Source organism: Sphingobium sp. Leaf26 (assembly GCF_001421665.1).
In the GTDB taxonomy this organism is placed as follows: domain Bacteria; phylum Pseudomonadota; class Alphaproteobacteria; order Sphingomonadales; family Sphingomonadaceae; genus Sphingobium.
On the sequence record NZ_LMKV01000033.1, the window covers coordinates 1 to 23,362 of the forward strand.

Below are 23,362 nucleotides of genomic sequence, written 5' to 3' on the forward strand. Positions count from 1 at the left end.
CCCGCAGCCTCCGCCAACTGCTTGCACCGGATCGCCGCCGACAAACCCGCAGGCCCACCACCCACGATCACGATGTCATAGGGCATCGATTCCCGTTCGCTCATTCATCCCTCCATTTCGGCGTCGGCAGGGTCGCGCCCCATCTTTTCCAATCGCCGTGTTACTCCAACCGTTTACCACCCATGGCGATGAAGCAGCTTGACCCGGTCGTCAACCTCTGGCCCTAACAGGCGACGATGCGGGGATTATTGCAAGATGATGCGGCAGTATCCGCCGATGCCTATCTGGCATGGTGGCAACTGGCCGGAGTGGATGGCGCCGTAACCGAAGCGCCGGTCAACTGGCTGCGCCCCGCTCCTGCCCACCCTGTCGCTGCGCCGGACGCCATGTCCGTGGCACCCGCCATAGATAAACCCCGTACGCTCGAATCGTTCCTTGCCTGGCTCGCCGATGATCCCGCCCAGCCTGAAAGGCGCTGGGCCGGCACACAGATTGCGCCGGTCGGCAAGGCGCAGGCCGCGCTGATGGTCGTCACCGACCTGCCGGACCCTGCCGATCTGTCCGAAGGCCGCCTGCTCGCCGATCGCGCCGGCCTGTTGTTCGACGCCATGCTCAGGGCCATCGGCCTTGATCGGGACGCCATCCATCTCGCTTCGCTCTTCACCGCCCGCCCGCCCGGCGGCATGGTGGAAGCGTCGGACCTCGCCACCGCCGCCGATCGCATGCGCACCCATGTCGCGCTGGCCCAGCCGCGCCGCCTGCTGCTGCTGGGCGACCGGACGATCCGTGCGCTGCTTCCGACCAGCGACGGCCCACACGCGCAGGCCGCCGCCAGCGGTTTACGCGACTTTAACCATGATGGCGGCAATGTGCCCGCCATCGCCACATTTCACCCCCGGCTGCTGCTGACCCAGCCTGCGGCCAAGGCGGAATGCTGGCGCACTTTGCAAAGCCTGATCGAGGAAGCCCGTCCGTGATTCGCGCCGCGACCCAAATCTCCCGTCTTGCCCTCATCGCAATGGGCCTCACCGCCGCACTGCCTGCCAGGGCCGAAACCACTCCGGTCCTGCCGACCACCCTCTCCACCGAAGCCTCCCCGCTGCAACTGAGCGACGGCGACAAGGCACGCTACCGCGCCATCTTCTCCGCCATCGCCGCCCAGCAATGGGTCGATGCCAGGGCAATGATCGCCGCGCTCGACAGCCAGGATGCCGTCCGCCCGCTGGCGCTGTCCGAACTTTTTCTGGCCAAGGGGTCGCCGCGCGTCGAACTGTTCGACCTGCTCGACCTCATCAACAAGGCCGCCTGGCTGCCCAAGGCCGACCAGCTTTCCCGTCTGGCGCAACGCCGGGGCGCCACCATCCTCCCCGCCCTGCCGCAGATCCAGAAGATGGTCTGGCTGGGTGCAGCCCCCCGCCGTCAATATGTCGCCGCCGTGAAGACCGATGTCGCCGCACAGGCGCTCGCCGGCCAGATCCAGACCTATGTCAAGAATGACGACCCGATCGGCGCCGAAGGGCTGCTCGGCACCGGCGAGGCGGGCCTCACCAATGAAGGCCTGACCGAAGTGCGCCAGCGCGTCGCCTGGGCCTATTATATCGAAAATGACGACACCAACGCCCGCCGCATGGCCGCCCGCGCGCTGGAAACCCGCACCGGCGGCGACTGGACCGTGCAGGCGCACTGGACCACCGGCCTCGCCGCATGGCGCCAGAATGACTGCCGCACCGCCGCCCCCGCCTTCGCCAATGTCGCCGGCCTCGCCGGGGATGCCGACATGCGCTCGGCCGGCGCCTATTGGGCCTCGCGCGCGTACATGGTCTGCGGCGAAGCGGAAAAGGTCGCCGCTTATCTCAAGCAGGCCGCCCGCTCGGACGAAACCTTCTACGGCCTGCTCGCCCGCGAATCGCTCGGCCTGCCGCTCGGCGGCGCGCCGGTCGGCAGCCGTTTCGGCGCGCTGGAATGGCAGAAGCTCAAGAACAGCCCCAATGCCCGCGCCGCCATTGCCCTGTCCGCGATCGGCGACAACGCCAAGGCCGATGAACTCATCCGCTATCAGGCCAGGATCGGCGGCAGCGATCAATATGATGCGCTGCTGCGCCTCGCCAGCGCGCTCAACCTGCCCGCCACCCAGCTCTGGCTCGCCCATAACGGCCCGGCCGGCAAGCAGCCCGACAGCTTCGCCCGCTTCCCCGCGCCGGACTGGCGTCCCGATGGCGGCTGGCGCGTCGATCCCTCGCTCATCTACGCCCACACGCTTCAGGAATCGGGCTTCCGCTCCGATGTCGTCAGCAGCGCGGGTGCGCGCGGCCTGATGCAGGTGATGCCCGGCACAGGCGGCGACATGGGCCTGGCCTCGGCATCGCAACTGTTCGTGCCGTCGACCAACATGGAATACGGCCAGCGGTACCTGGAAACCCTGCGCGACATGAGCGCCACCGGCGGCCTGCTGCCCAAGGTGATGGCCGCCTATAACGCCGGGCCGCTCCCGGTCGGCCGCTGGAACACGCAGGTCCATGACAAGGGCGATCCGCTGCTCTTCATGGAATCGCTGCCCTATTATGAAACCCGCGCCTATGTGAACATCGTCATGCGCAATTACTGGATGTACCAGATCCAGGCGAAGGGCAGCGCCGATTGCCTGACCGGCATGGCGCAGGGCCTGTGGCCGACCTTCCCCAATGCCAAGGGCGTGAAGCTGGTTCGCCTCAGCAAGGCTGACGGCCGCGCCGATATGGGCGGCGGATCGGACTGATGCCGATTGACCAGAGCCGGGCTTTCATCCCGGTTCGCATCGCCGTCCTCACCGTCTCCGACACGCGCGGCCTGGCCGAGGATCGCTCCGGCGACGCGCTGGTCGAGCGGCTGGAGGGTGCCGGCCATATCCTCGCCGCCCGCTATATCGAGCGCGACGACCGCTCCGCCATCGTCGCGCGCCTCCACGCCTGGATCGACGACCCCGAAATCGACGTCATCCTGACCACTGGTGGCACGGGCGTCACCGGCCGCGACGTCACGCCCGAAGCGCTGGCCCAGGTGCAGGACAAGGAAATCCCCGGTTTCGGCGAACTGTTCCGCTGGCTCAGCTATCAGAGCATCGGCACCTCCACCATCCAGTCCCGCGCCACCGCCTGCGTCGCGCGCGGCACCTATATCTTCGCGCTGCCCGGCTCCACCGGCGCGGTGAAGGACGCCTGGGACGGCATCCTCGTCACCCAGTTGGACAGCCGCTTCCGCCCCTGCAATTTCGTGGAACTCATGCCCCGCCTGACCGAGCGTTAGGACGGAACGCTTCCACCGCCGCTCGTCCTGAGCAGCCGTCAAGAGACGTCGAAATGGCGGATCGAAGAATGCTTAAAAAATACTGACATGATTACATTAGTTAGCTAACTAATGAAAATGACATGGCGATTCATGTGTCTAACTCGCTGTCTCACTTTGACATCTTGTTCCCAATATGTTCTCATGTCCCATGGCTATCGAGAAAGGCAGGGGCGCAACACTCAACGGTGACAGCCGCCGCTTCAACCTGCCCCGACGCGAAGCGGACGGTGACTGGCTCGACGCGATCACGGACATTGACGGCCCCGTCGCCCGTACCCGGACGCAAGTCACGGTCGAACATCCCCGCACCATCCTCACCCGCAACGCCAGCCCCGACATCGGCTTCAGCCAGTCGATCAACGCCTATCGGGGTTGCGAACATGGCTGCATCTACTGCTTCGCCCGGCCCTCCCATGCCTATCACGACCTCTCGCCCGGCCTCGATTTCGAAACGAAGCTCTTCGCCAAGCCCGACGCCGCGAAACTGCTCCGCGCCGAACTGTCGAAGAAAGCCTATGTCGTCGCCCCGATCGCCATGGGCACCAACACCGATCCCTATCAGCCGATCGAAAAGGACTGGGGCATCACCCGCTCCATATTGGAGATCATGGTCGAAACCCGCCATCCGACCTACATCACCACCAAGTCCGACCGCATCCTGCACGACATCGACCTGCTGGCCGATCTGGCGCGGGACCGGCTGGTCGCCGTCGTCCTCTCCGTCACCAGCCTCGACCCCGCTGTCGCCCGCACGCTGGAACCCCGCGCGCCGCATCCGCTCCGCCGGGTGGAGGCCATCCGCAAACTGGCCGAGGCCGGCGTGCCCGTCACCGCCAGCATATCTCCCATCATCCCCGCCATCACCGACCATGAGATCGAAGCGCTGGTGGCCCGCGTCGCGCAGGCGGGCGCCCGCGAAGTCACCTATATCCCCGTCCGCCTGCCGCACGAGGTCGCCCCGCTCTTCCGCGCCTGGCTGGAGGCCCATTATCCCGATCGCGCCGGCAAGGTGATGGCCATCATCCGCGACCTGCGCGGCGGGCGGGACAATGATCCGAATTTCGGCACCCGCATGCGCGGTCAGGGCGTCTGGGCCGACCTCATCCGCACCCGCTTCCTCAAGGCCCGCAAACGCGCCGGGATGGGTGCCGACCGCCTGACCCTGCGCACAGATCTGTTCCGCCCACCCGACGGCACGCAGATGCGGTTGTTTTGAGAGAAAATCGATCAGTTGAAAGGTCTACATTGTGGAATAGCTATCCATCTCTTTTTGAAGAGCGACTGCTATTAAATTTTAGAAAACCGTCAACAATCAAAACAGATGCTGCCAACATGGAAGCAGCAAAGTTTACATATTTAGGCAAATGAATTTCAAATCTATTGAATCCGAAATATATTGCGGGAACGATAAGCATCAGCGGTATAATTCGAAAAAATAATGGATCATTAGGCAAAAATCGAATGGCCAACACTGACGCAGCAAGGCAGCAAATAACGATGGTATAGGAAATGTCGATCATTGCTTGTAGGTGACATGAGCAGCGAAACTCCGCAATGCGCAAAACCAAACTAACGGCTCAGACGATCGTCCTCATAATGGCTGAAACGCTTGCCCCGACGTCGATAGTTCCGCGCGTGCCATCGAGATAACAGAAACACGCCGATCACCGGCACCGGAAGCAACGGCCAGAAATGGAGCGACACGTCCCATGCTGCGAAGGCTGTGATCGTCGCCGATCCTGCCGCCGCCATCCAACCCCATTCGTAACGCCATTGATGCAGGTCGTTATCGGACCGAAAAGCCGGCGCTTCCACCGGCCCGGCGTCGTGCGACACCGCGCGGGATCGTCTGCAATAGGCCCAGCCCTTTCGCGGCTCGTCCATCACCCCACCAACCGCATGCCCGACCGTCGCGTCCGCGTCTTGTACCCGTCAGCCTTCACATCCATCCGCGCGAAGCTGTGCACGCTCAGCCCCCTGATCGTCGCGATCGCATCCACCTGATCCGCGCCCAGACTATATTGATCGCCCAGGAACAGCCGCGCCGCCCGTCCGTCGCCCACCGGCGCCCGCAAGAACACCTCGCTGCGCCCGCCACCGGCGCCCGCCAGCAGCTTCGCCAGCGCCTCGACCGCCTGCACCGTGTCGATATCGACCGTCAGTGCCATGCGTGACGCGCTCGCGATCGCGCGAAACGGCTCGGCTCCGCGCACCGTGACGCGCGGCGTTTCCTCGCCCGGCAGCCGATCCAGTTCCACGATCAGCAGCGCACAATCGCCGTCCTTCGACAATTCCTCGATCGCCTTGCACGCTTCTTCGTCGAAGCAGCTGGCCTGAAACTGCCCGCTCTGGTCGGAGAAGGTGGCGTTGGCATAACGCGCCCCGCGCTTCGTCTCGCGCCAGCGCACATCCTCGACCATCGCGGCCATGATCGTCATCGACCGCCCTTCGGCATTGGGCGCGGGCATGGGCGACTGGCACACCATGCCATAGCTTTTTGCGCCGCGCGCATCGGCCAGATGCTTGTAGCGATCGACCGGGTGGGCGGAAAAATAGAAGCCGAACGCCTCCTTTTCCTGCGCCATGCGATCCGCCACGGTCCAGGCCTGATGCGGCGGAATGCGCACATCGGCATGTGGCGTCTCAGCGTCGCCGAACAGGCCGCCCTGCCCGCTTTCTCGCGCCTGCGCATTGCTGGAAGCCACTGACAGGATCGTTTCCGCCGCCGCATGGACGCCCGCGCGATCGGCATGGATGCCGTCAAACGCCCCCGCCGCCGCCAGACTTTCCAGTTGCCGCCGATTAAGCATCCGCGGCTCGATCCGGTCGGCAAAGTCGTCCAGCGACTTAAACGCACCGCCCTTGTCGCGTTCCTCGACAAGCTGCTCCATCGCCTTCTCGCCTACGCCCTTCAGCCCGCCCAGCGCATAGCGCACGGCAAAGCCCAGCCGCTTGTCCTCGCCTTCATAAGGCAGCGCCTCGACGGTAAAGTCCGCCTCGCTGCGGTTGAGGTCGGGCGCCAGACAGCCCAGCCCCATGCGCCGCATATCGTCCACGAACACGGTCAGCTTTTCGGTCAGATGGATGTCGAAGGCCATCGACCCGGCGTAGAATTCCGCCGGATAATGCGCTTTCAACCACGCCGTCTGATAGGCGAGCAGCGCATACGCCGCCGCGTGTGATTTGTTGAAACCATAGCCCGCGAATTTGTCGATCAAGTCGAACAGTTCGTTCGCCTTGGCCGGCTTGATGTCGCTGCGCGCGCAGCCCTCTACGAAGCGGGAACGCTGCGCGTCCATCTCCGCCTTCACCTTCTTGCCCATGGCCCGGCGCAGAAGATCGGCGTCACCAAGGCTGTAGCCCGCAAGGATCTGCGCCGCCTGCATCACCTGTTCCTGATAGACGAAGATGCCGTACGTCTCTTCCAGGATCGGCTTCAGCAAAATATGCGGATATTCAATCTCTTCCTGCCCGTTCTTACGACGCCCGAACATCGGGATATTGTCCATCGGGCCGGGGCGATAGAGCGACACCAGCGCGATGATGTCGCCGAAATTGGTCGGGCGAACCGCGGCCAGCGTCTTGCGCATGCCTTCCGATTCAAGCTGGAACACGCCCACCGTGTCGCCGCGCTGAAGCAGTTCGTACACCGCCTCATCATCCCAGGCCAGCGTGTCGAGATCGACATGCACACCGCGCCCGGCCAGTAACTGCACCGCTTTCTGCAACACGGACAGGGTCTTCAGACCCAGAAAGTCGAACTTCACCAATCCGGCGCCTTCGACATATTTCATGTCGAACTGCGTCACCGGCATGTCCGATCGCGGATCGCGATAGAGCGGCACCAGTTGCTGCAACGGCCGGTCGCCGATCACCACCCCCGCCGCGTGCGTGGAACTATGGCGCGGGAAGCCCTCCAGTTTCATCGCATAATCGATCAGCCGGCGGACCTGATTGTCATTGTCATATTCCGCGCGAAACTCGGCCACCCCGTTCAGCGATCGTTCCAGCGTCCACGGATCGGTCGGATGATTGGGCACCAGCTTGGCGAGCCGGTCCACCTGCCCATAGCTCATCTGGAGCACGCGGCCTGTGTCCTTCAACACCGCGCGGGCCTTCAGCTTACCGAATGTGATGATCTGCGCCACATGGTCCGCGCCATATTTATTCTGGACGTACCGGATCACCTCGCCCCGCCGCGTTTCGCAGAAATCGATGTCGAAATCGGGCATCGACACACGTTCCGGGTTCAGGAAGCGCTCGAACAGCAATCCAAGCTGCAATGGATCAAGGTCCGTAATCGTCAACGCCCATGCGACCAGCGACCCCGCGCCCGATCCACGCCCCGGACCCACCGGAATATCATGATCCTTCGCCCATTTGATGAAGTCGGCCACGATCAGGAAGTAGCCGGGAAAGCCCATCTGGATGATGATGTCCGTCTCGAACTTCAGCCGGTCGAAATAGGGCTTGCGCACCTCTTCCCCGATGATCCCCGCCTTGGCCAGCCGCGCCTCCAGCCCGACCGTCGCCTGATCGCGCAGCATCGTCGCCTCGCCCTCGATATCGCCGGCCAGGCTCGGCAGGATCGGCTTGCGCTTGGGCGCGGCAATGGCGCAGCGCTGCGCGACGACCAGCGTGTTGGCCAGCGCTTCTGGCAGATCCTCGAACAGCCGCTTCATTTCGCCCACCGGCTTCATCCACGCATCGGGCGAACTGGTGCGACGATCGGGCGTCTCGACATAGGCGCTGTCGGCGATACACAGCATCACGTCATGCGCCTCGTGGAAATGCGGCTCTGCAAAGCAGGTCGGGTTGGTCGCCACCAGCGGCAGCCCGCGATCATAGGCCAGGTCGAGCAGTTGCGGCTCGGCCTTCCCCTCTACCGGGTCCAGCCGCCTGCAGATTTCCACATAAAGCCGGTCCGGGAACAGCGCCTCCAGCCGCTCGACATAGGCGACCGCCGCGTCGGGCTGATCCTCCGCAAACAACCGCGCCAGCGCACCCTCGCCCCCCGCCGTCAGCGCGATGACGCCGTCGGTCCGTCCCTCCAGTGCCTCGATCGTCACATGCGGCACTTCCTCGACCGGCCGGTCCAGATGCGCCATCGACACGAGCGCACAGATATTGTCGTATCCGCCCGCATTCTGCGCATAGAGCGCGATCCAGTCATGCACCGGCGGCGCGTTGGCGGGCCGCCCCGGCCGCAATATCCCCAGCATCGCGCCGATGATCGGCTGCACGCCCTCATCCTTGCATCCATCGGAAAAGGCCATGGAGCCATACAGTCCGTTCCGGTCCGTTATCGCGGCGGCCGGGAAGCCCAAAGCCTTGGCCTGCTTGGCGATCTTCTTGGGATCGATCGCCCCTTCCAGCATGGTGAAGGAGGAAAAAACGCGCAGCGGAACGAAAGGAGCATGAGGCATCCGCCCAATCTAGGGATGCCGCGCGATTCGGCCCACCCCCCGCACGACGAAATCTGTGGGTAAAGCGGTCGGCCAACATCCCCGACGGTCGATATCCTTAACCCAATGCCAACTTGTCCGCATTAGGCTCGCCCGCATCATGCGTCTGTCCACCATTACCAACTGGGCCTATGGGGCCACCGTCGCCCTGACCCTCGCCTCGGGGGCCACGATGTTGATGGCATCCGGCGCGGAAGAGCAGGAGCGCGCCGCCGTCGCCCAGCGCGCCACCTTCGATCAGGCCACCGCCACGCTGGAGGAGGATGTCTATCGCCTCACCGAACAGGCGCGCGGCTTCGTCATCAGCGGCGATCCCAGCCATCTGATCGCCTATCGCCGCGAAAAGGAGGCGCTGCGTTCGGTTGAACAGCGCATCGCCCATCTGCGCGACGCCGGCGCCAATGAAGCTGAACTGACCGCGCTGGGGCAGGCCCTCCACTGGTCCGACGCGCTGGCCGATGAACAGGACGCCGCTCTGCGCGCCGCACAATCGGGCGACGACAAGACCGGGCGCACGATCCTGTTCGGCGACGAATATGGCCGCGAGCTGGACCGCGTCGCCGCGCAGGTGGGCAAATTCCAATATATGCTGGACCAGCGCACCGACCATGTCGTGACCCGCGCAACCGACACCGCCCGCCAATGGCGCACCATGTCGGAAGTCATGCTCGGCATCACCGCCCTGCTGTTCCTGTGCGTCCTCTATTTCGTGCTGAAGCAGCGTATCCTGCATCCGGTCGTGCGCCTCAGCGACGTCGTCACCCGCCTCGCCGCGCAGGACTGGGATGCGATCCCGCCCGATAGCGCCCATGTCGACGAGATTGGCGACATGGCGCAGGCGATCCGCGTCTTCCGCGAAAACGGACTGGAGCGGCAGCGGCTGGAGCAGGAGCGCGATACCGACCGCACCATGCGCGATCTTCTGTCCCGCCTCACCCAGCGCTTGCAGGGCTGCGACAGCGTGTCCGACCTGGTGGAGGTCGTCCGCCGCTTCGCTCCCGAAATTGCACCCGATTTTCCCGGTCGCCTCTATATCCACGACAATCGCCGCAACGCGATGACCCAGGCCTGCGACTGGCTCTCACCGGCCTGGTCGCGCACGGAATTTCCGCCCTCGGCCTGCTGGGCGCTGCGCCGGGGCCAGACCCATCGACCGATCGGTGACATGGTCGACATTCCCTGCGATCATCTGGGCGGCACCGGCTCGGTCAGCACCATCTGCATTCCCCTCGCGGCGCAGGGCGAGAGCATCGGCCTGCTCTATTATGAAGAGCCGGCGCAGGCCAGCGCCAACAATCTGGAACGAACCGGCCAATATCTGGAGATGCTGGCCGAAAATATCGGACTGGCCCTCGCCAACCTGCGCCTGCGCGACGTACTGCGCGACATGGCCATGGCCGACGCGCTGACCGGCCTGCCCAATCGCCGCCAGTTCGACATATTGAACCAGACGCTGGTCAGCGAAGCCGAACGCAACCATTCGCCGCTTTCTTGCCTGATGGTCGACATCGACCATTTCAAGCGGTTCAACGACAGTTTCGGCCATGATGCCGGCGATGCCGTGCTGCGCGCGGTCGGCACCGTGCTGGCCGATACGCTACGGGAAAATGGCCACGCCTTCCGTCTGGGTGGCGAGGAATTCGTTATCCTGATGCCGGGGTTCAGCCTCGATCAGGCGCTCGGCCGCGCCATCCAGATACAGCGCCGCATTCAGGATTTGCGGATCGAACATCGCGGCCGGGAACTGGGGGCGATCACCGCCAGCTTCGGCCTGGCGACCTTCCCCGATCACGGACGCGCCGACCGCCTGCTCCAGACCGCCGACGCCGCCTTGCTCCGCGCCAAGGCGGAAGGGCGCGATCGCGTGCTGGTCGCCACCGTCCGCGATGGTGCCTCGGCCGCAGCCTAGAGCGCGCTGCGTCAAATCCGACGCAGGTCGCGGGCTCTGGTTCTTTGTTTTCGCATCCTTTTGAGCGAAAAACCGGTTCCCACTTTTCCGCACGATGCTCTAGGCGCTCTCCAGCACCCCTTCATGCAGCCGGACGACCCGGTCCATTTTCTGCGCCAGCCGTTCATTATGAGTCGCGACCAGCGCAGCCGATCCTTCCTCGCGCACCAACCGCAGGAACTCGGCCAGCACTACGTCCGCGGTCCGCTCGTCCAGATTGCCGGTCGGCTCGTCCGCCAGCACCAGCGCCGGCCGATTGGCCAGCGCTCGCGCCACGGCCACGCGCTGCTGCTCCCCGCCCGACAACTGGCTCGGCCGATGGTCCAGCCGATGGCCCAGCCCCAATGACGTCAGCAGCGACTCCGCCCGCGCCTTGGCCGCCGGCATCTCCGCGTCGCGGATTACCTGCGGCAGGATCACATTTTCGGTCGCGTTGAAATCGGGCAACAGATGATGGAACTGATAGACGAAGCCCAGCGCATCACGGCGCAGGCGGGTACGCCCGTCATTGTCCAGCTTCGCCGCTTCCTCGCCGGCGATGCGAATCGACCCGTCGAACCCGCCCTCCAGCAGGCCGACCGCCTGCAACAGGGTGGACTTGCCCGAACCCGAAGGCCCCAGCAGGGCCACGATCTCGCCCGGCCCGACGTTCAGGTCCACGCCACGCAATACGTCGATGGTGACGCCGCCCTGCTTGAAGCTGCGGGCGAGGCCCGTGACCTTGAGGATATCATTCATAGCGCAGCACCTGCACGGGATCGGTGTTGGCGGCCTTGAAGGCCGGATACAGCGTGGCAAGGAAGCTGAACACCAGCGCCATGCTGCAAATGGTGACGATTTCGACCGGGTCAGGTTTGGACGGCAGCTCGGTCAGGAAGCGGATAGTGGGATCCCACAAATTCTGCCCGGTCACCAACTGGACGAAATTCACGACACTCTGGCGGAAAAAAAGGAAGGTGAAACCGACGATCATGCCGGTCACCATGCCCAGCGTACCGATCGTCACGCCGACCGTCATGAAAATCTTCACCAACCCGACCCGGCTCGCGCCCATCGTCCGCAGGATCGCGATGTCCCGCGTCTTGGCGCGCACCAGCATGATGAGCGAGGACAGGATGTTGAACACCGCCACCAGCACGATGATGGACAGGACGACGAACATCGCCACCCGCTCCACCGCCAGCGCCTCGAACAGCGATGCGTTCATCTGCCGCCAGTCGGTCACGACGGCCCGGCCTGCGACCTTGCCGGCCAGCGGTTCCAATATCTGGCCCACCTTGTCGGCATCGACCGTCTCGATCTCGATCATGCCGACCTTGTCGCCCAGCAACAGCAATGTCTGCGCATCCTCCATCGGCATCACGACCATCGCCTTGTCATAGTCGTAGACGCCGACCTCGAAGATGGCGGCGACCTGATAGGCAACCTGCCGCGGCACCGTGCCGAACGGCGTGGAGCGGCCGGCGGGATTGATGATGGTCAGGCTGTCGCCCAGTTGGATACCCAGATTTTCCGCCAGCCGCGACCCGACGCCGATCTTGCCGCCATTGGCGACCAGATTGTTCATATTGCCGGCCAGTATCTTGCTCTTCAACGTCTTGTTGCTGCGGATATCAGGCACGGTCATGCCGCGCACCAAAATCGCCTCCACCCGCCCGTCGAAGGTCGCGAGCAGCGGCTGGTCGATCATCGGCGTGGCGCTGGTGACGCCCGGCGTGGCCTTGGCCTCCTTCAGGATCGACTGCCAGTCGGGCAGTCGCCCGCCATAGCCCTGCACCACGGCATGGCCGTTCAGGCCGACGATCTTGTCGAACAGCTCGGCGCGAAAGCCGTTCATGACGCTCATGACGATGATGAGCGCGGCGACACCCAGCATGACCGCGACCAGGCTGATGCCGGCAACGAGGAAGATGAACCCCTCGCCCTTGCCCGGCAGCAGGTAGCGCTTGGCGATCATGCGTTCGTAACGGGATAGAATCATGTGGCGCGGACGGCCCTTCGATGATGGTTTAAGGCCGGGTCTAGGGATCAGCCGGCATAACGGCAAGCATTGCCCGATTGTTGCATCGCCGCCACAGGGCCGGACCGAAAATCACAGTGGCCCGATTTTGCAAGTGACAGCGGCCTGCTCCAGTCATAGCAAGGCTTCGGAAGCACAGGTAAAAGGCCGTGGTTCAGGGATACTGCATCCCGCTTCGAGCTTAGGGGGCTGAGAAGCGGTCGAGGCAGGCCAAGGGGGAGACGAGCAATCGTCCATTAAGCACCCGGATCATGAAAACATGATCCGGGTGCTTTTTATTTATCCTGTCCTATCCCGCTCTTTTCTTGCATCTTTATGACTGTTCCTGTGCCGCCCTGTAAAAAGGTGACGACTTTTCGATAGGATCGGGAACGCGCAACTTAACGTCGAGACCTGCGGGAAATATGCGAAGTTAAGCTGGCATTTTCCAACATCGCGACCGCTCTTGAAACTGCCTGCGACGCGACCATATCCATGCTCGTCCAGCCGCCGCATGGGGCCGGACCTATCATCGCCGGATGCCACTACCGGGTCCGGCCTGTTCATTTTGCTCTTTGGGAGATTATGACAATGCGTGGTTTCGACCTCACCCCCTATCGCCGCTCCACCGTCGGCTTCGATCGTCTGTTCGACCTGATCGAAAACAACGCCCGTCTGGCGCAGGGCGACAATTATCCGCCCTTCAACATCGAACGCCTGTCGGAAGACCGTTATCGCGTGACGCTGGCCGTCGCCGGCTTCCGGCCGGAGGAAATCGACATCACCGCCCAGCAGAACCTGCTCCAGGTCATCGGGCGCAAGGATGACGCTCCGTCGGCGGATCGGTCCAAATTCCTCCATGTCGGCATCGCCAACCGCAGTTTCGAGCGCCGTTTCGAACTCGCCGATTTCGTCCGCGTCGAAAAGGCCGACCTTGCCGATGGCCTGCTGACCATCGAACTGGTCCGCGAAGTGCCCGAAGCGATGAAGCCCAAGAAGATCGCCGTCAACGGCGGTCAGCTTATCGACATCAACAAGGACCGCGACGCCGCCTGATCACGGCATCGGTGCAATTAAGAAGGGCGCGCACCGCAAGGTCCGCGCCCTTTTTTGCTGCTCTGTCGGCAAGCGTCAGATTTCGACCTGACTGCCCAGTTCCACCACCCGGTTGGTGGGCAGGCGGAAAAACTCCATCGCGCTTTCCGCGTTGCGCAGCATCCAGGCGAAGATCTTCTCCCGCCACAGCGGCATCCCCGGCTTGGCCGACGGGAGCAGCGTCTGGCGCGCGAGGAAGAAGCTGGTGTCCATCATCTTGAACGCCTGACCACAGCCGGTCACATTCTTGAGCGCGGCCGGCACGTCCGGTTCCTGCATGAAGCCATATTGCAGCACCATGCGGAAGAAGCCTCGCCCCAGATCCTCCAGCTTGCACCGCCCGTCATCCTCGACAAACGGCACATTCTTGATCTTGACCGTCAGCAGGATGACCCGCTCATGCAGCACCTTGTTATGCTTCAGATTGTGAAGCAGCGCATGGGGAACACCGTCAGGCGTGGAGGTCATGAACACGGCCGTGCCCGGCACGCGCACCGCGCTGTTGGCGGCGGACGCCACGAACACCGGGATCGGCATGGCGGCCTCGCGCAGTCGATCCTGCACCAGCCGGCGCCCGCGCGACCAGGTGGTCAGCAACGTGAAGATGATGAAGCCGATCAGCAGCGGGAACCAGCCGCCATCCGGCACCTTGGTCAGGTTGGCCGCCAGATAGGCGCCATCGACCAGATAGAATATGGTGAGCACAGGGGCGGCATAATACCATTTCCAGTGCCACAGGCGGTACAGCACGACCGTCAGCAGCACATTGTCGATGAACATCGCGCCCGTAACCGCAATGCCGTAGGCGGCGGTCAGGTTGGACGATGTCTGGAACACCAGCACCAGAAGGATGACCATCACCATCAGCCCCCAGTTGATCAGGGGGATATAGATCTGCCCGGCGGTCGACGCGCTGGTATGCTCGATCCGCAGGCGCGGCATGAAACCAAGCTGGATCGCCTGCTGCGTGACGGAGAAAGCACCCGATATCACGGCCTGCGACGCGATGATCGCAGCCAGCGTCGCCAGCACGATCAGCGGCAATTGTCCCCATTGCGGGGCGAGGTTGTAGAAGGGGCTGTGCAGCGCTGCCGCGCCTTCCCGGAACAGCAGCGCGCCCTGTCCCATATAGTTCAGCATCAGCGCCGGCAGAACGAAGGCAAGCCAGGACACACGGATCGGATTGCGCCCGAAATGCCCCATATCGGCATAGAGCGCCTCGGCCCCCGTCACCGCCAGCACCACCGAACCCAGCGCCAGAAATGCCGGCAACGGGTCGGTGACGAAGAACATCACCGCCCAATAGGGGTTGAAGGCATAGAGGATGCCCGGCGTCTTGATGATCGAGATCACGCCCAGCGCCGCGATCGTGATGAAATAGATCAGCATGATCGGGCCAAAGAATGCCGCGACCCGGTTCGTCCCAAGACCCTGTATCCAGAACAGGCCGAGCAGGATGATGACCGCGATCGGCAGGATCGCGGGCGCCAGCGCCGGATTATAGACGGTCAGGCCCTCCACCGCCGACAGCACCGACACGGCCGGCGTAATCATCGAGTCGCCGTAGAACAGCGCCGTCGCGAACACCCCCAGCAGCACGATGCCGCGCGACCAGCGCTGTGTCTTGGTCTGGCCGTTGATCAACGCCAGCAGCGCCAGGCTGCCGCCCTCGCCCTTGTTATCGGCCCGCATGATGATGCTGACATATTTCAGCGTCACCACCAGCATCATCGACCAGAACATCAGGCTGATGACGCCCAATATATGGTCCGGGTCCAGCGTCAGGTGATGATGCCCATGGAAGGTTTCGCGAAAGGCATAGAGCGGGCTGGTGCCGATATCGCCGAAGACGATACCGATTGCGCCCACGACCAGCTTTACCGTCGCCTTTTGCCGTGCATGTCCATGACCGCCTTCTTCCTCATGGGAATCCGCAGCGGTAACGGGAAGGAGGTCAGCCATGAAGGATCATGCTCGTATCGACACCCAATAGGGGGCGAGTGGCGGAATAGCCCGCAAGACCCCTGTAAACCGCCGCGCCCTATCACGGCTCCGGTGAGCGCGCAATGCGAACGCTGCACTGCGTCATTGGGCCGGCGGTGCGTCAGCGGTCAGCATGGCGTCGATCCGTGCGATGCTGGCGTCCAGTTCCGCCTTCACCTGACTGCCGGCCGGCGCGCTGTCCGCCAAGGGCTTCCACAGGTCGCGGGCAGCCTGCAACTGCCCGTTGCGGACCAGCGCCAGGCCGTAGAAGTAGCGCGGCGCTGGCCCTTCCGGGTCGAGCGCCAGCGCGCGGCGATAGGCAAAGTCCGCACCGGGTGACACCACGCCGTCGGCATGGGCGATCAGCGCATTGCCCAGGCCCAGCCACAAATTGGCGTCGTCCGGCTTGGCGCGCAGTCCCGACAACAGCACATTGGCCGCCTCCTTCGTCTTGCCCTGTCGCGCCAGCCCGTCGGACAGCATCATCCACTGCGCCGCCGGGCCGAATCGCTCGGCCAGACCGCGCCGGCGCTCCGCGAGATGTTCGTCGAACTTCTCGCCCGCTGTTTCCCTGGCTATGCGCGGCGCCCCGGCCAGCCCCGGATTGCCCTGCCAGGCATAGCCCGCCAGCCCCAGCAGCAGCGCGGCCGCGCTGATTTCCCGCGTCGATCGCGGAATACGCCCGATCAGCAGCAACGCGACGAAGGCGATCGCCGCCAGGGCGAAGGCAAGGAACCAGCCAGTCATGCGCGCGTCCTCCGCTTGATCCGTCCGCGCAGCAACAACAAGCCCAGCCCCAGCAGCAGGATCGGCGCTGCCCAGAGCGGCCAAAGGATCGGCGCGGCGGTCGGCTCATAGCTGACCCAGTCGCCATAGCGGGCGATCAGCCAGTTCCGAATCGCCTCGGGTTGTTCACCGGCCATGATGCGCTCGCGGATCTGCGATCGCATGTCGCCGGCCATGCTGGCGCCCGAATCGGCGATAGACTGGCTCTGGCAGGTGAGGCAACGGATGGTTTCCATCAGCGCTTTCGCCTTGCGTTCCTGCGCCGCATCGGGGATCTGCCGGTCGGCCCATGGCGCTGGCGGCAAGGCGGTCTGCGCCGTGGCGGGCACCGCAAGCAGCGCGCATAAAAGAGCAAGGATCAGCTTCATCGCGCGTCCTTCAGCCGGTCGAGGATCATCGGCACGTCATCGGCGCGGATATCGCCGATATGCTGATAGGCGATGCGCCCCTTGCCATCGATCACGAAGGTTTCCGGTACACCGGACGACCCAAGCGCCATCTGCACCGCACTGCGGGCGTCGAGGCCGATCCGCGCATAGGGATTGCCATAACGCTGGAGGAAGCCGTCGACATCGGGCCGGGCATCGCGAATGGCGATCGCGTCGATCTCTACGCCCGCTTGCTTGAGCGCCATCAACTGCGGCGCTTCGGCCGCGCAGGGTACGCACCAGCTCGCAAAGATGTTCAGCAGGCGCGGCTTCCCGGTCGCGAATTGCGCGCTTGCGAGTGCCGGCCGGTCGCTGGCCGCAGCCGGCAGGGTGAAGGCTGGCAGCGGTTGCCCCACCAGCCGCGAATGGATGACCCGGTCGTCGGGCTTGAACAGGCCGCTCGCGAACAGGCCGACAAAGCCCAGGAACAGGACAAGCGGCAGCCAGATCAACAGCGTCCTCATGCCTCGCCCCCTTCCATCCTTGCGTTGCGGGCTCGCCATTTCAGGAGCCAGCCGCGCCGCTCCCGGCCGATCAGCGCCAGCGCGCCGCCCAGCGCGATCATGATGCCGCCCAGCCAGATCAGGGTCACGAACGGCTTCCACCAGATGCGCAACTGCCAACGGCTGCCCTCGACCTCTTCGCCCAGCACCACATAAAGCTGCCCGTCCCAGCGGGTCAGCAGCGCGGCTTCGCTCGTCGTGGTAGGCGGGGAAGCAAAGAAGCGCGACTGCGGCTGGATCCGCACCGAAGAACTGCCCCGACTGGCATCCATGTCGGCCTGCAACGCGGTCCAATTGTCGCCGGCGATCGGCGTAATCTGGCGGAAACGGATCGACCAGCCCGCCGTCTGGATCACATCGCCGGGCCGCGCCGCCACCAGCTTCTCTACCGTAAAGGCCGAGTCGCAGGCCATGCCGGCCAGGCTGACGGCACAGCCCAGATGCGCGACCACCATGCCATAAGTGAAGAGCGGGGTGCGCAACAGCTTGCGCTTCCACAGCGGCGCCAGACTGGCAACGCCGACCGCGACCGCAATGACGAGGCCCAGAAATGGCAGGATGCCGATGCGACCCCAGGCGAAAAGAGACAGCGAGATGGACACCAAAAATGCTATGGCCAGCGGCAATAGCAAACGTTTTCCAACCGCCCGCCCCTGATCCTTTCGCCAACGCGTGAGCGGTCCGGCCGCCATCGCGACCATCAGTGCCAGCGCGATCGGCCCGGCAATCCGGTCGAAATAGGGTGCCCCCACCGAAACCTTATGGCCGAAGGCCTCGGTCATCAGCGGGTAGAGCGTGCCGATCAGCACCAGCCCCAATATGACCGTCAGCAGCAGGTTGTTGACCACCAGCATGGTTTCGCGACTGACCAGTTCGAACGGCGCGCCTTCCCGCACGGACCCGATCCGCCAGCCGAACAGCGCCAATGCCCCGCCGATATACAGGGCCAGCAGCGCCAGAATGAAACTGCCCCGTTCAGGGTCGACGGCGAAGGCATGAACGCTGGTCAAAATGCCCGACCGAACCAGGAAGGTGCCAACCATCGACATGGAGAAGGCGACCACCGCCAGCATGATCGTCCAGGCCCTCAGCGCGTCTCGGGTCGCCAGCACGGTTACGCTATGCAGCAAGGCGGTCGCCGCCAGCCACGGCATGAGCGAAGCATTCTCGACCGGATCCCAGAACCACCAGCCGCCCCAGCCCAGTTCATAATAGGCCCAATAGCTGCCGGCGGTGATGCCGAGCGTCAGCAGCACCCACGCCGCCAGCACCCATGGCCGCATCGCGCGGGCAAAGGCCGCGTCCACCTGCCGCGTCAGCAGCGCGCCAATGGCGAAGGAAAAGGCCACCGACAGGCCGACATAGCCCAGATAGAGCGTCGGCGGGTGGAAGGCCAGGCCGGGGTCCTGGAGCAGCGGATTAAGCCCCTGCCCGTCCGCTGGTGGCTCCGCGATGCGCGCGAAGGGATTGGAGGAAAAGAGCAGAAACGCATAAAAGCCGAGCGAAATGGCGGCCTGTCCGCCCAGCGTCGCCATATGCGCGTTGCGCTGCAAGGCTCGCTCGAACAGGGCAACGGCGGCGCCCGCCACGCCCATGACCGTGACCCACAGCAACATGGACCCTTCATGATTGCCCCATGTGCCCGCGAATTTGTAGAGCCAGGGCTTCATCGAATGGCTGTTGGTGGCGACCAGCAGCACCGACATGTCGGACCGCATGAACAAGGTGACCAGCGCCGCAAAAGCGATCGCCGTCAATACGCCCTGCGCCACCGCCGCCGGTCGCACCGCATTAAGCAGTTCGGGCTTGTTCCCCTTCAGGCCCGCAAAGGCCAGCACAAGTTGCAACAGCGCCAGCGCAGCCGCGAGCCACAGCGCGGCGAGGCCGGTTTCCGCGATCATGCGCCGATCATCCCGGATATATATTCGTCATGCCAGCGGAGGCTGGCCTCTCTTTTCTTCGGGCATGGAGAAAGGAAGGCATTGCGTTCCCTGCCTTCGCCGGGATCACGGTGCGGAGAAAAACCCATCGTCACTTCTCCGCCTTCATCTCATGCGTCGTCTCATTATAGGTCATGCCTTCCAGTTCACGGGGCATGTAGCGTTCATCATGCTTGGCCAGCAGGTTGGTGGCGATGAACATGCCTTTCGCGTCGAACGCTCCTTCCGCCACGACACCACCGCCTTCCTTGAACAGGTCGGGCGCGATGCCGCTGAACCTGGCGGGCACGGTCGCCTTGCCGTCGGTGACATCGAAATGGATGGTCACGCCGTCGGCCGCCCGCTTCAGGCTATTCCTGACCACCATGCCGCCCAGACGAATCGGCTTGCCAGGTTCCACCCCCTTGGTCTTCACGTCGTTCGGCGCATAGAAATAGGCCGCCTCGTCCTTCAATGCGGACGCCGCGAGCAAGCCGGCACCGACCAGCGCCACCAGCGCCGCCAGCGCCAGTATCAGCCTTTGATGCTTGGCCTTCATGATCCGGCCTTCACCCGCGATCCGACAATTGATCGGCCCGGCGCTCCGCACTGCGCATGCCACGCCAGCTCATCAGGCTGACGAGTGCGGTACCGGCCAGCGTCACCGCATAAGCGGCAATCACGAAAGCCCATTGGTTCATCATCCTACCCTCTTGCCAAGCGCTGCATCCGCGCCTCGACCTTATTTTGCGCCAGTATCGCCCGCATCCGCATCAGTACGATCGCGCCGAACAACAGGCTGAAACCCAATAATGTGAAGCCCAGCGGCCAGAGCAACGATCCGTCGATGCTCGACCCGCGCAGCGTGATCGACGGCCCCTGGTGCAGGCTGTTCCACCACACCACCGACCGGTTGATGATCGGGATATTGACCGCGCCCACCAACCCGAAAATAGCCGTGACATTGCTGACCCCGCCCTGCTGACCCTGCCGCGCGCTGGCATTGGCGAGCGCGATATAGCCCAGATAGAGGAAGAAAAGGACCAGCATCGACGTCATCCGCCCGTCCCATTCCCACCATGTGCCCCAGGTAGGCCGGCCCCATATCGAGCCGGTCATGAGGCAGATGGCGGTGAAAAGCGCGCCCGGCGCGGCAATGGCGCGGCCGGCGATGGCGGCCAGTGGATGACGCCAGACCAGTTGCATCAGCGCCGCGATCGCGATGCCGCTCCAGCCGCCCATGCCCAGCCAGGCGGCGGGCACATGTATATAGAGTATCCGCACCGTCTGCCCCTGAAGATAATCGGCAGGCGTCACGAACAGGCCGACGGCGGCCCCCGAAAGCAACAGCAGCAGGCCCGGCCAGAACAGCCATCCCGTCAGCGGACGCGCGATCTTCAGGAAGCGGGCGGGATTGGCGAAACGATGCATCAGGATTGCGTCTGTAGCCGGGCCGACGGACCAGCGCCAGTAGGGCATTTTGCCGATGCTCCGAGTCAGGAAACGCAGCGTTGCCTCGCCTCGCCACGCTTTTTTGTTACAGGAGGGCGACAAACCGGGTGGGAGCGCCTATATGCGCGACCAAGAGGCAATCCCGGTCGCATCTTGGGATTGTCAGGAACGGCTATGGAACCGCTCACACCCATGTTTACGACAAACCCCTTCGACGACGACAAGTTGCGCGAGGAATGTGGCATTTTCGGCGTTTCCGGTGCGGACACGGCGTCTGCCATGGTCGCGCTCGGTCTTCACGCCCTGCAACATCGCGGGCAGGAAGCCGCAGGCATCACCAGTTGGGACGGGCATGATTTCCATACCCACCGGGCGATGGGCCATGTGGCGGGCAATTTCGACCGGGACGAGGTGATTCGTGGCCTGCCCGGCGATGCCGCCTGCGGTCATGTGCGCTATTCCACCACCGGTGAGACCTCTCTGCGCAACGTCCAGCCGCTCTATGCAGAGCTGAACTCGGGCGGGTTCGCTATTGCCCATAATGGCAATATCTCCAACGCCATGAAGGTACGTCGCGAACTGATTCGTCGCGGCTCCATCTTCCAGTCGACGTCCGATACGGAAGTCATCATCCATCTGGTGGCGACCTCCAGCTATCGGACGCTGCTCGACAAGTTCATCGATGCGCTCAAGCAGGTCGAGGGCGCCTATTCACTGATCGTGATGACGCCTGAAGGTATGATCGCCTGCCGCGACCCGCTGGGCATCCGGCCACTGGTCATGGGCAAGCTGGGCGATTCGACCATCTTCGCGTCGGAAACGGTGGCGCTGGATGTGGTCGGCGCCGACTATGTCCGCACCATCGATCCGGGCGAACTGGTGATCGTCACCAATGACGGCAATATCCGCTCGCACCGCCCCTTCGGTGAAACGCATGCCCGTCCCTGCATCTTCGAACATGTCTATTTCAGCCGACCCGATTCGATCATCGACAATTCCAGCGTCTATTCGGTCCGCAAGGCGATCGGCGCGCAGTTGGCGATCGAAAATCCGGTCGATGCCGACTATGTCATCCCGGTGCCCGACAGCGGCGTCCCGGCGGCGATCGGTTACGCGCAGCAATCGGGCATTCCGTTCGAACTCGGCATCATCCGCTCGCACTATATCGGCCGTACCTTCATCCAGCCGGGCGACAAGGTCCGCCATCTGGGCGTAAAGTTGAAGCACAACGCCAACCGCGCGCTGATCGAAGGCAAGAAGATCGTGCTGATCGACGATTCGATCGTGCGCGGCACCACCTCGCTCAAGATCGTGCAGATGATGCGCGAAGCCGGCGCGGCCGAAGTGCATATGCGCATCGCATCGCCGCCGACCAAGCATAGCTGCTTTTATGGCGTCGATACGCCGGAACGCACCAAATTGCTGGCGCACAAGCTCGATGTGGGCGGGATGCAGGATTTCATCCACGCCGACAGCCTGTCCTTCATCTCGATCGACGGCCTGTACAAGGCGCTGGGCGAAGCGAAGCGCGCGGATATCCGTCCGCAATATTGCGATGCCTGCTTCACCGGCGACTATCCCACCACCCTGACCGATCAGGACGATGTGGTAACGACCAACCAGTTGGAATTGCTGGCCGAGCGCGTCGTCTGACGTCATAAGGGCGGCCCTTTCCAAGGGGGCTGCCCTTTTCGCTTCCCTCACCCATCCCAGCGATTCCGGCCCTGCCCGGAATGACAGGAAAATCATGTCCGACCTACCGCTTTCCGGCAAACTGGCCCTCGTCACCGGCGCGAGCCGCGGCATCGGTGCCGCCACGGCGGAGGTGCTGGCTGCTGCCGGGGCGCATGTCGTGCTGACCGCCCGGACCGGCGGCGGCCTGGAGGACGTGGAGGACCGCATTCACCAGGCTGGCGGCAGTGCGACGATCGCGCCGCTCGACCTCACCGATGGGGAAAGCATCGGCCGGCTGGCGCAGGCCATCGGCGGGCGCTGGCGGGCGCTCGACATATTGGTGCTCAACGCCGCGACGCTCGGATCGCTGGCGGCCGTGCCGTCGATCGACGCCAAGGAATTCGCGCGCCTGCTCACCCTCAACATCGCCGCGCCGCAGGCGCTGATCGCCGCGTTCGACCTCATGCTGCGCGCGAGCGGCGATGCGCGGGTCGTGGCGCTGACGTCCTCCGTGGCTGCACCGCGCGCCTATTGGGGCGCCTATGGTGCGTCGAAGGCGGCGCTGGAGACGTTGGTCGGTGCCTATGGGGAGGAGGTGAAGAATATCTCCGCCATCCGTACCCATATCGTCGATCCCGGCGCGACCCGCACGGCGATGCGCGCCCGCGCCTTCCCCGGCGAAGATCCGGCAAGCCTGAAGGGACCGGACGTGGTCGGCCGGGCCATCCTTGATCTGGTGACGTCGGACGCGCCGACCGGGTACCGGATGCGCGTCGAAGGCTGACG

At 64.0% G+C, this 23,362-nt stretch carries 21 protein-coding genes; 8 read left to right on the forward strand and 13 right to left on the reverse strand.

All coding sequences use genetic code 11. From position 1 onward, the window contains the following. A partial coding sequence (locus ASE85_RS23270; protein WP_156358464.1) for an FAD-binding protein occupies positions 1-104 on the reverse strand: 104 nt, incomplete at its 3' end. A gap of 132 nt (positions 105-236) precedes the next feature. Between ASE85_RS23270 and ASE85_RS21320 the strand changes: the two genes are divergently transcribed. The 4 genes from ASE85_RS21320 (at position 237) to ASE85_RS21335 (ending at position 4,540) form a co-directional block, all read left to right on the forward strand. Next, a complete protein-coding gene (locus tag ASE85_RS21320) occupies positions 237-977 on the forward strand; it encodes a uracil-DNA glycosylase family protein (RefSeq protein WP_056693710.1) in 741 nt (246 codons plus the stop codon). Beyond that, a complete protein-coding gene (locus tag ASE85_RS21325; protein ID WP_056693713.1) occupies positions 974-2,755 on the forward strand; it encodes a lytic transglycosylase domain-containing protein in 1,782 nt (593 codons plus the stop codon). The genes ASE85_RS21320 and ASE85_RS21325 overlap by 4 nt, the downstream gene beginning before the upstream one ends. Further along, complete coding sequence (moaB, locus tag ASE85_RS21330; RefSeq protein WP_056693716.1) at positions 2,755-3,282, forward strand: molybdenum cofactor biosynthesis protein B; 528 nt, start codon at positions 2,755-2,757, stop codon at positions 3,280-3,282. Before ASE85_RS21325 ends, moaB begins: the two co-directional genes overlap by 1 nt. A gap of 190 nt (positions 3,283-3,472) precedes the next feature. Further along, entirely contained in the window at positions 3,473-4,540 is a 1,068-nt protein-coding gene (locus ASE85_RS21335) for a PA0069 family radical SAM protein (protein WP_056693719.1), read from the forward strand. Between the two features lie 353 nt (positions 4,541-4,893). Here the strand turns inward: ASE85_RS21335 and ASE85_RS21340 are convergent, their stop codons facing one another. Next, positions 4,894-5,208 (reverse strand): hypothetical protein, encoded by a 315-nt coding sequence (locus tag ASE85_RS21340; protein WP_056693721.1) that lies wholly within the window; start codon positions 5,206-5,208, stop codon positions 4,894-4,896. After that, on the reverse strand, positions 5,208-8,750 hold the full coding sequence (gene dnaE, locus ASE85_RS21345) for a DNA polymerase III subunit alpha (RefSeq protein WP_056693724.1): 3,543 nt from the start codon (positions 8,748-8,750) through the stop codon (positions 5,208-5,210). Before dnaE ends, ASE85_RS21340 begins: the two co-directional genes overlap by 1 nt. Before the next feature lie 139 nt (positions 8,751-8,889). On the opposite strand from dnaE, the gene ASE85_RS21350 reads away from it, so the two are divergent. Next, on the forward strand, positions 8,890-10,698 hold the full coding sequence (locus ASE85_RS21350; protein WP_056693726.1) for a diguanylate cyclase: 1,809 nt from the start codon (positions 8,890-8,892) through the stop codon (positions 10,696-10,698). A 99-nt stretch (positions 10,699-10,797) separates the two neighbouring features. On the opposite strand, the gene ASE85_RS21355 is transcribed toward ASE85_RS21350, so the two are convergent. Next, complete coding sequence (locus ASE85_RS21355) at positions 10,798-11,475, reverse strand: ABC transporter ATP-binding protein (RefSeq protein WP_056693728.1); 678 nt, start codon at positions 11,473-11,475, stop codon at positions 10,798-10,800. Next, a complete protein-coding gene (locus ASE85_RS21360) occupies positions 11,468-12,718 on the reverse strand; it encodes a lipoprotein-releasing ABC transporter permease subunit (protein ID WP_056693730.1) in 1,251 nt (416 codons plus the stop codon). Before ASE85_RS21360 ends, ASE85_RS21355 begins: the two co-directional genes overlap by 8 nt. Before the next feature lie 603 nt (positions 12,719-13,321). Between ASE85_RS21360 and ASE85_RS21365 the strand changes: the two genes are divergently transcribed. Continuing rightward, positions 13,322-13,792, forward strand: coding sequence for an Hsp20 family protein (locus tag ASE85_RS21365; RefSeq protein WP_200928430.1), 471 nt, complete (start codon positions 13,322-13,324; stop codon positions 13,790-13,792). Positions 13,793-13,867: 75 nt separating this feature from the next. On the opposite strand, the gene ASE85_RS21370 is transcribed toward ASE85_RS21365, so the two are convergent. From ASE85_RS21370 to ccmC, 8 genes are all read right to left on the reverse strand, one after another. Continuing rightward, positions 13,868-15,793 (reverse strand): potassium transporter Kup, encoded by a 1,926-nt coding sequence (locus tag ASE85_RS21370; protein WP_056693736.1) that lies wholly within the window; start codon positions 15,791-15,793, stop codon positions 13,868-13,870. Positions 15,794-15,916: 123 nt separating this feature from the next. Beyond that, positions 15,917-16,561, reverse strand: coding sequence for a tetratricopeptide repeat protein (locus ASE85_RS21375; protein WP_056693739.1), 645 nt, complete (start codon positions 16,559-16,561; stop codon positions 15,917-15,919). Further along, positions 16,558-16,968 carry a cytochrome c-type biogenesis protein gene (locus tag ASE85_RS21380; RefSeq protein WP_056693742.1) on the reverse strand — a complete coding sequence of 137 codons (411 nt, stop codon included), beginning with the start codon at positions 16,966-16,968 and terminating at the stop codon, positions 16,558-16,560. The genes ASE85_RS21375 and ASE85_RS21380 overlap by 4 nt, the downstream gene beginning before the upstream one ends. Beyond that, the gene (locus ASE85_RS21385) at positions 16,965-17,492 is read right to left on the reverse strand and encodes a redoxin family protein (RefSeq protein WP_156358466.1); all 528 of its coding nucleotides are present in this window, start codon (positions 17,490-17,492) and stop codon (positions 16,965-16,967) included. The genes ASE85_RS21380 and ASE85_RS21385 overlap by 4 nt, the downstream gene beginning before the upstream one ends. Continuing rightward, the gene (locus ASE85_RS21390; protein WP_056693748.1) at positions 17,489-19,432 is read right to left on the reverse strand and encodes a heme lyase CcmF/NrfE family subunit; all 1,944 of its coding nucleotides are present in this window, start codon (positions 19,430-19,432) and stop codon (positions 17,489-17,491) included. Before ASE85_RS21390 ends, ASE85_RS21385 begins: the two co-directional genes overlap by 4 nt. A gap of 130 nt (positions 19,433-19,562) precedes the next feature. Beyond that, complete coding sequence (gene ccmE, locus ASE85_RS21395; RefSeq protein ID WP_056693750.1) at positions 19,563-20,009, reverse strand: cytochrome c maturation protein CcmE; 447 nt, start codon at positions 20,007-20,009, stop codon at positions 19,563-19,565. A 10-nt stretch (positions 20,010-20,019) separates the two neighbouring features. Further along, positions 20,020-20,154 carry a hypothetical protein gene (locus ASE85_RS24260; RefSeq protein WP_268795154.1) on the reverse strand — a complete coding sequence of 45 codons (135 nt, stop codon included), beginning with the start codon at positions 20,152-20,154 and terminating at the stop codon, positions 20,020-20,022. A 1-nt stretch (position 20,155) separates the two neighbouring features. After that, positions 20,156-20,881, reverse strand: coding sequence for a heme ABC transporter permease CcmC (gene ccmC, locus ASE85_RS21400; RefSeq protein ID WP_056694135.1), 726 nt, complete (start codon positions 20,879-20,881; stop codon positions 20,156-20,158). A 195-nt stretch (positions 20,882-21,076) separates the two neighbouring features. Between ccmC and purF the strand changes: the two genes are divergently transcribed. Both purF and ASE85_RS21410 read left to right on the forward strand, forming a co-directional pair. Continuing rightward, on the forward strand, positions 21,077-22,555 hold the full coding sequence (gene purF, locus ASE85_RS21405) for an amidophosphoribosyltransferase (RefSeq protein WP_056693753.1): 1,479 nt from the start codon (positions 21,077-21,079) through the stop codon (positions 22,553-22,555). A 94-nt stretch (positions 22,556-22,649) separates the two neighbouring features. Next, the gene (locus ASE85_RS21410; RefSeq protein ID WP_056693756.1) at positions 22,650-23,360 is read left to right on the forward strand and encodes an SDR family NAD(P)-dependent oxidoreductase; all 711 of its coding nucleotides are present in this window, start codon (positions 22,650-22,652) and stop codon (positions 23,358-23,360) included. Positions 23,361-23,362 lie beyond the last annotated feature (2 nt).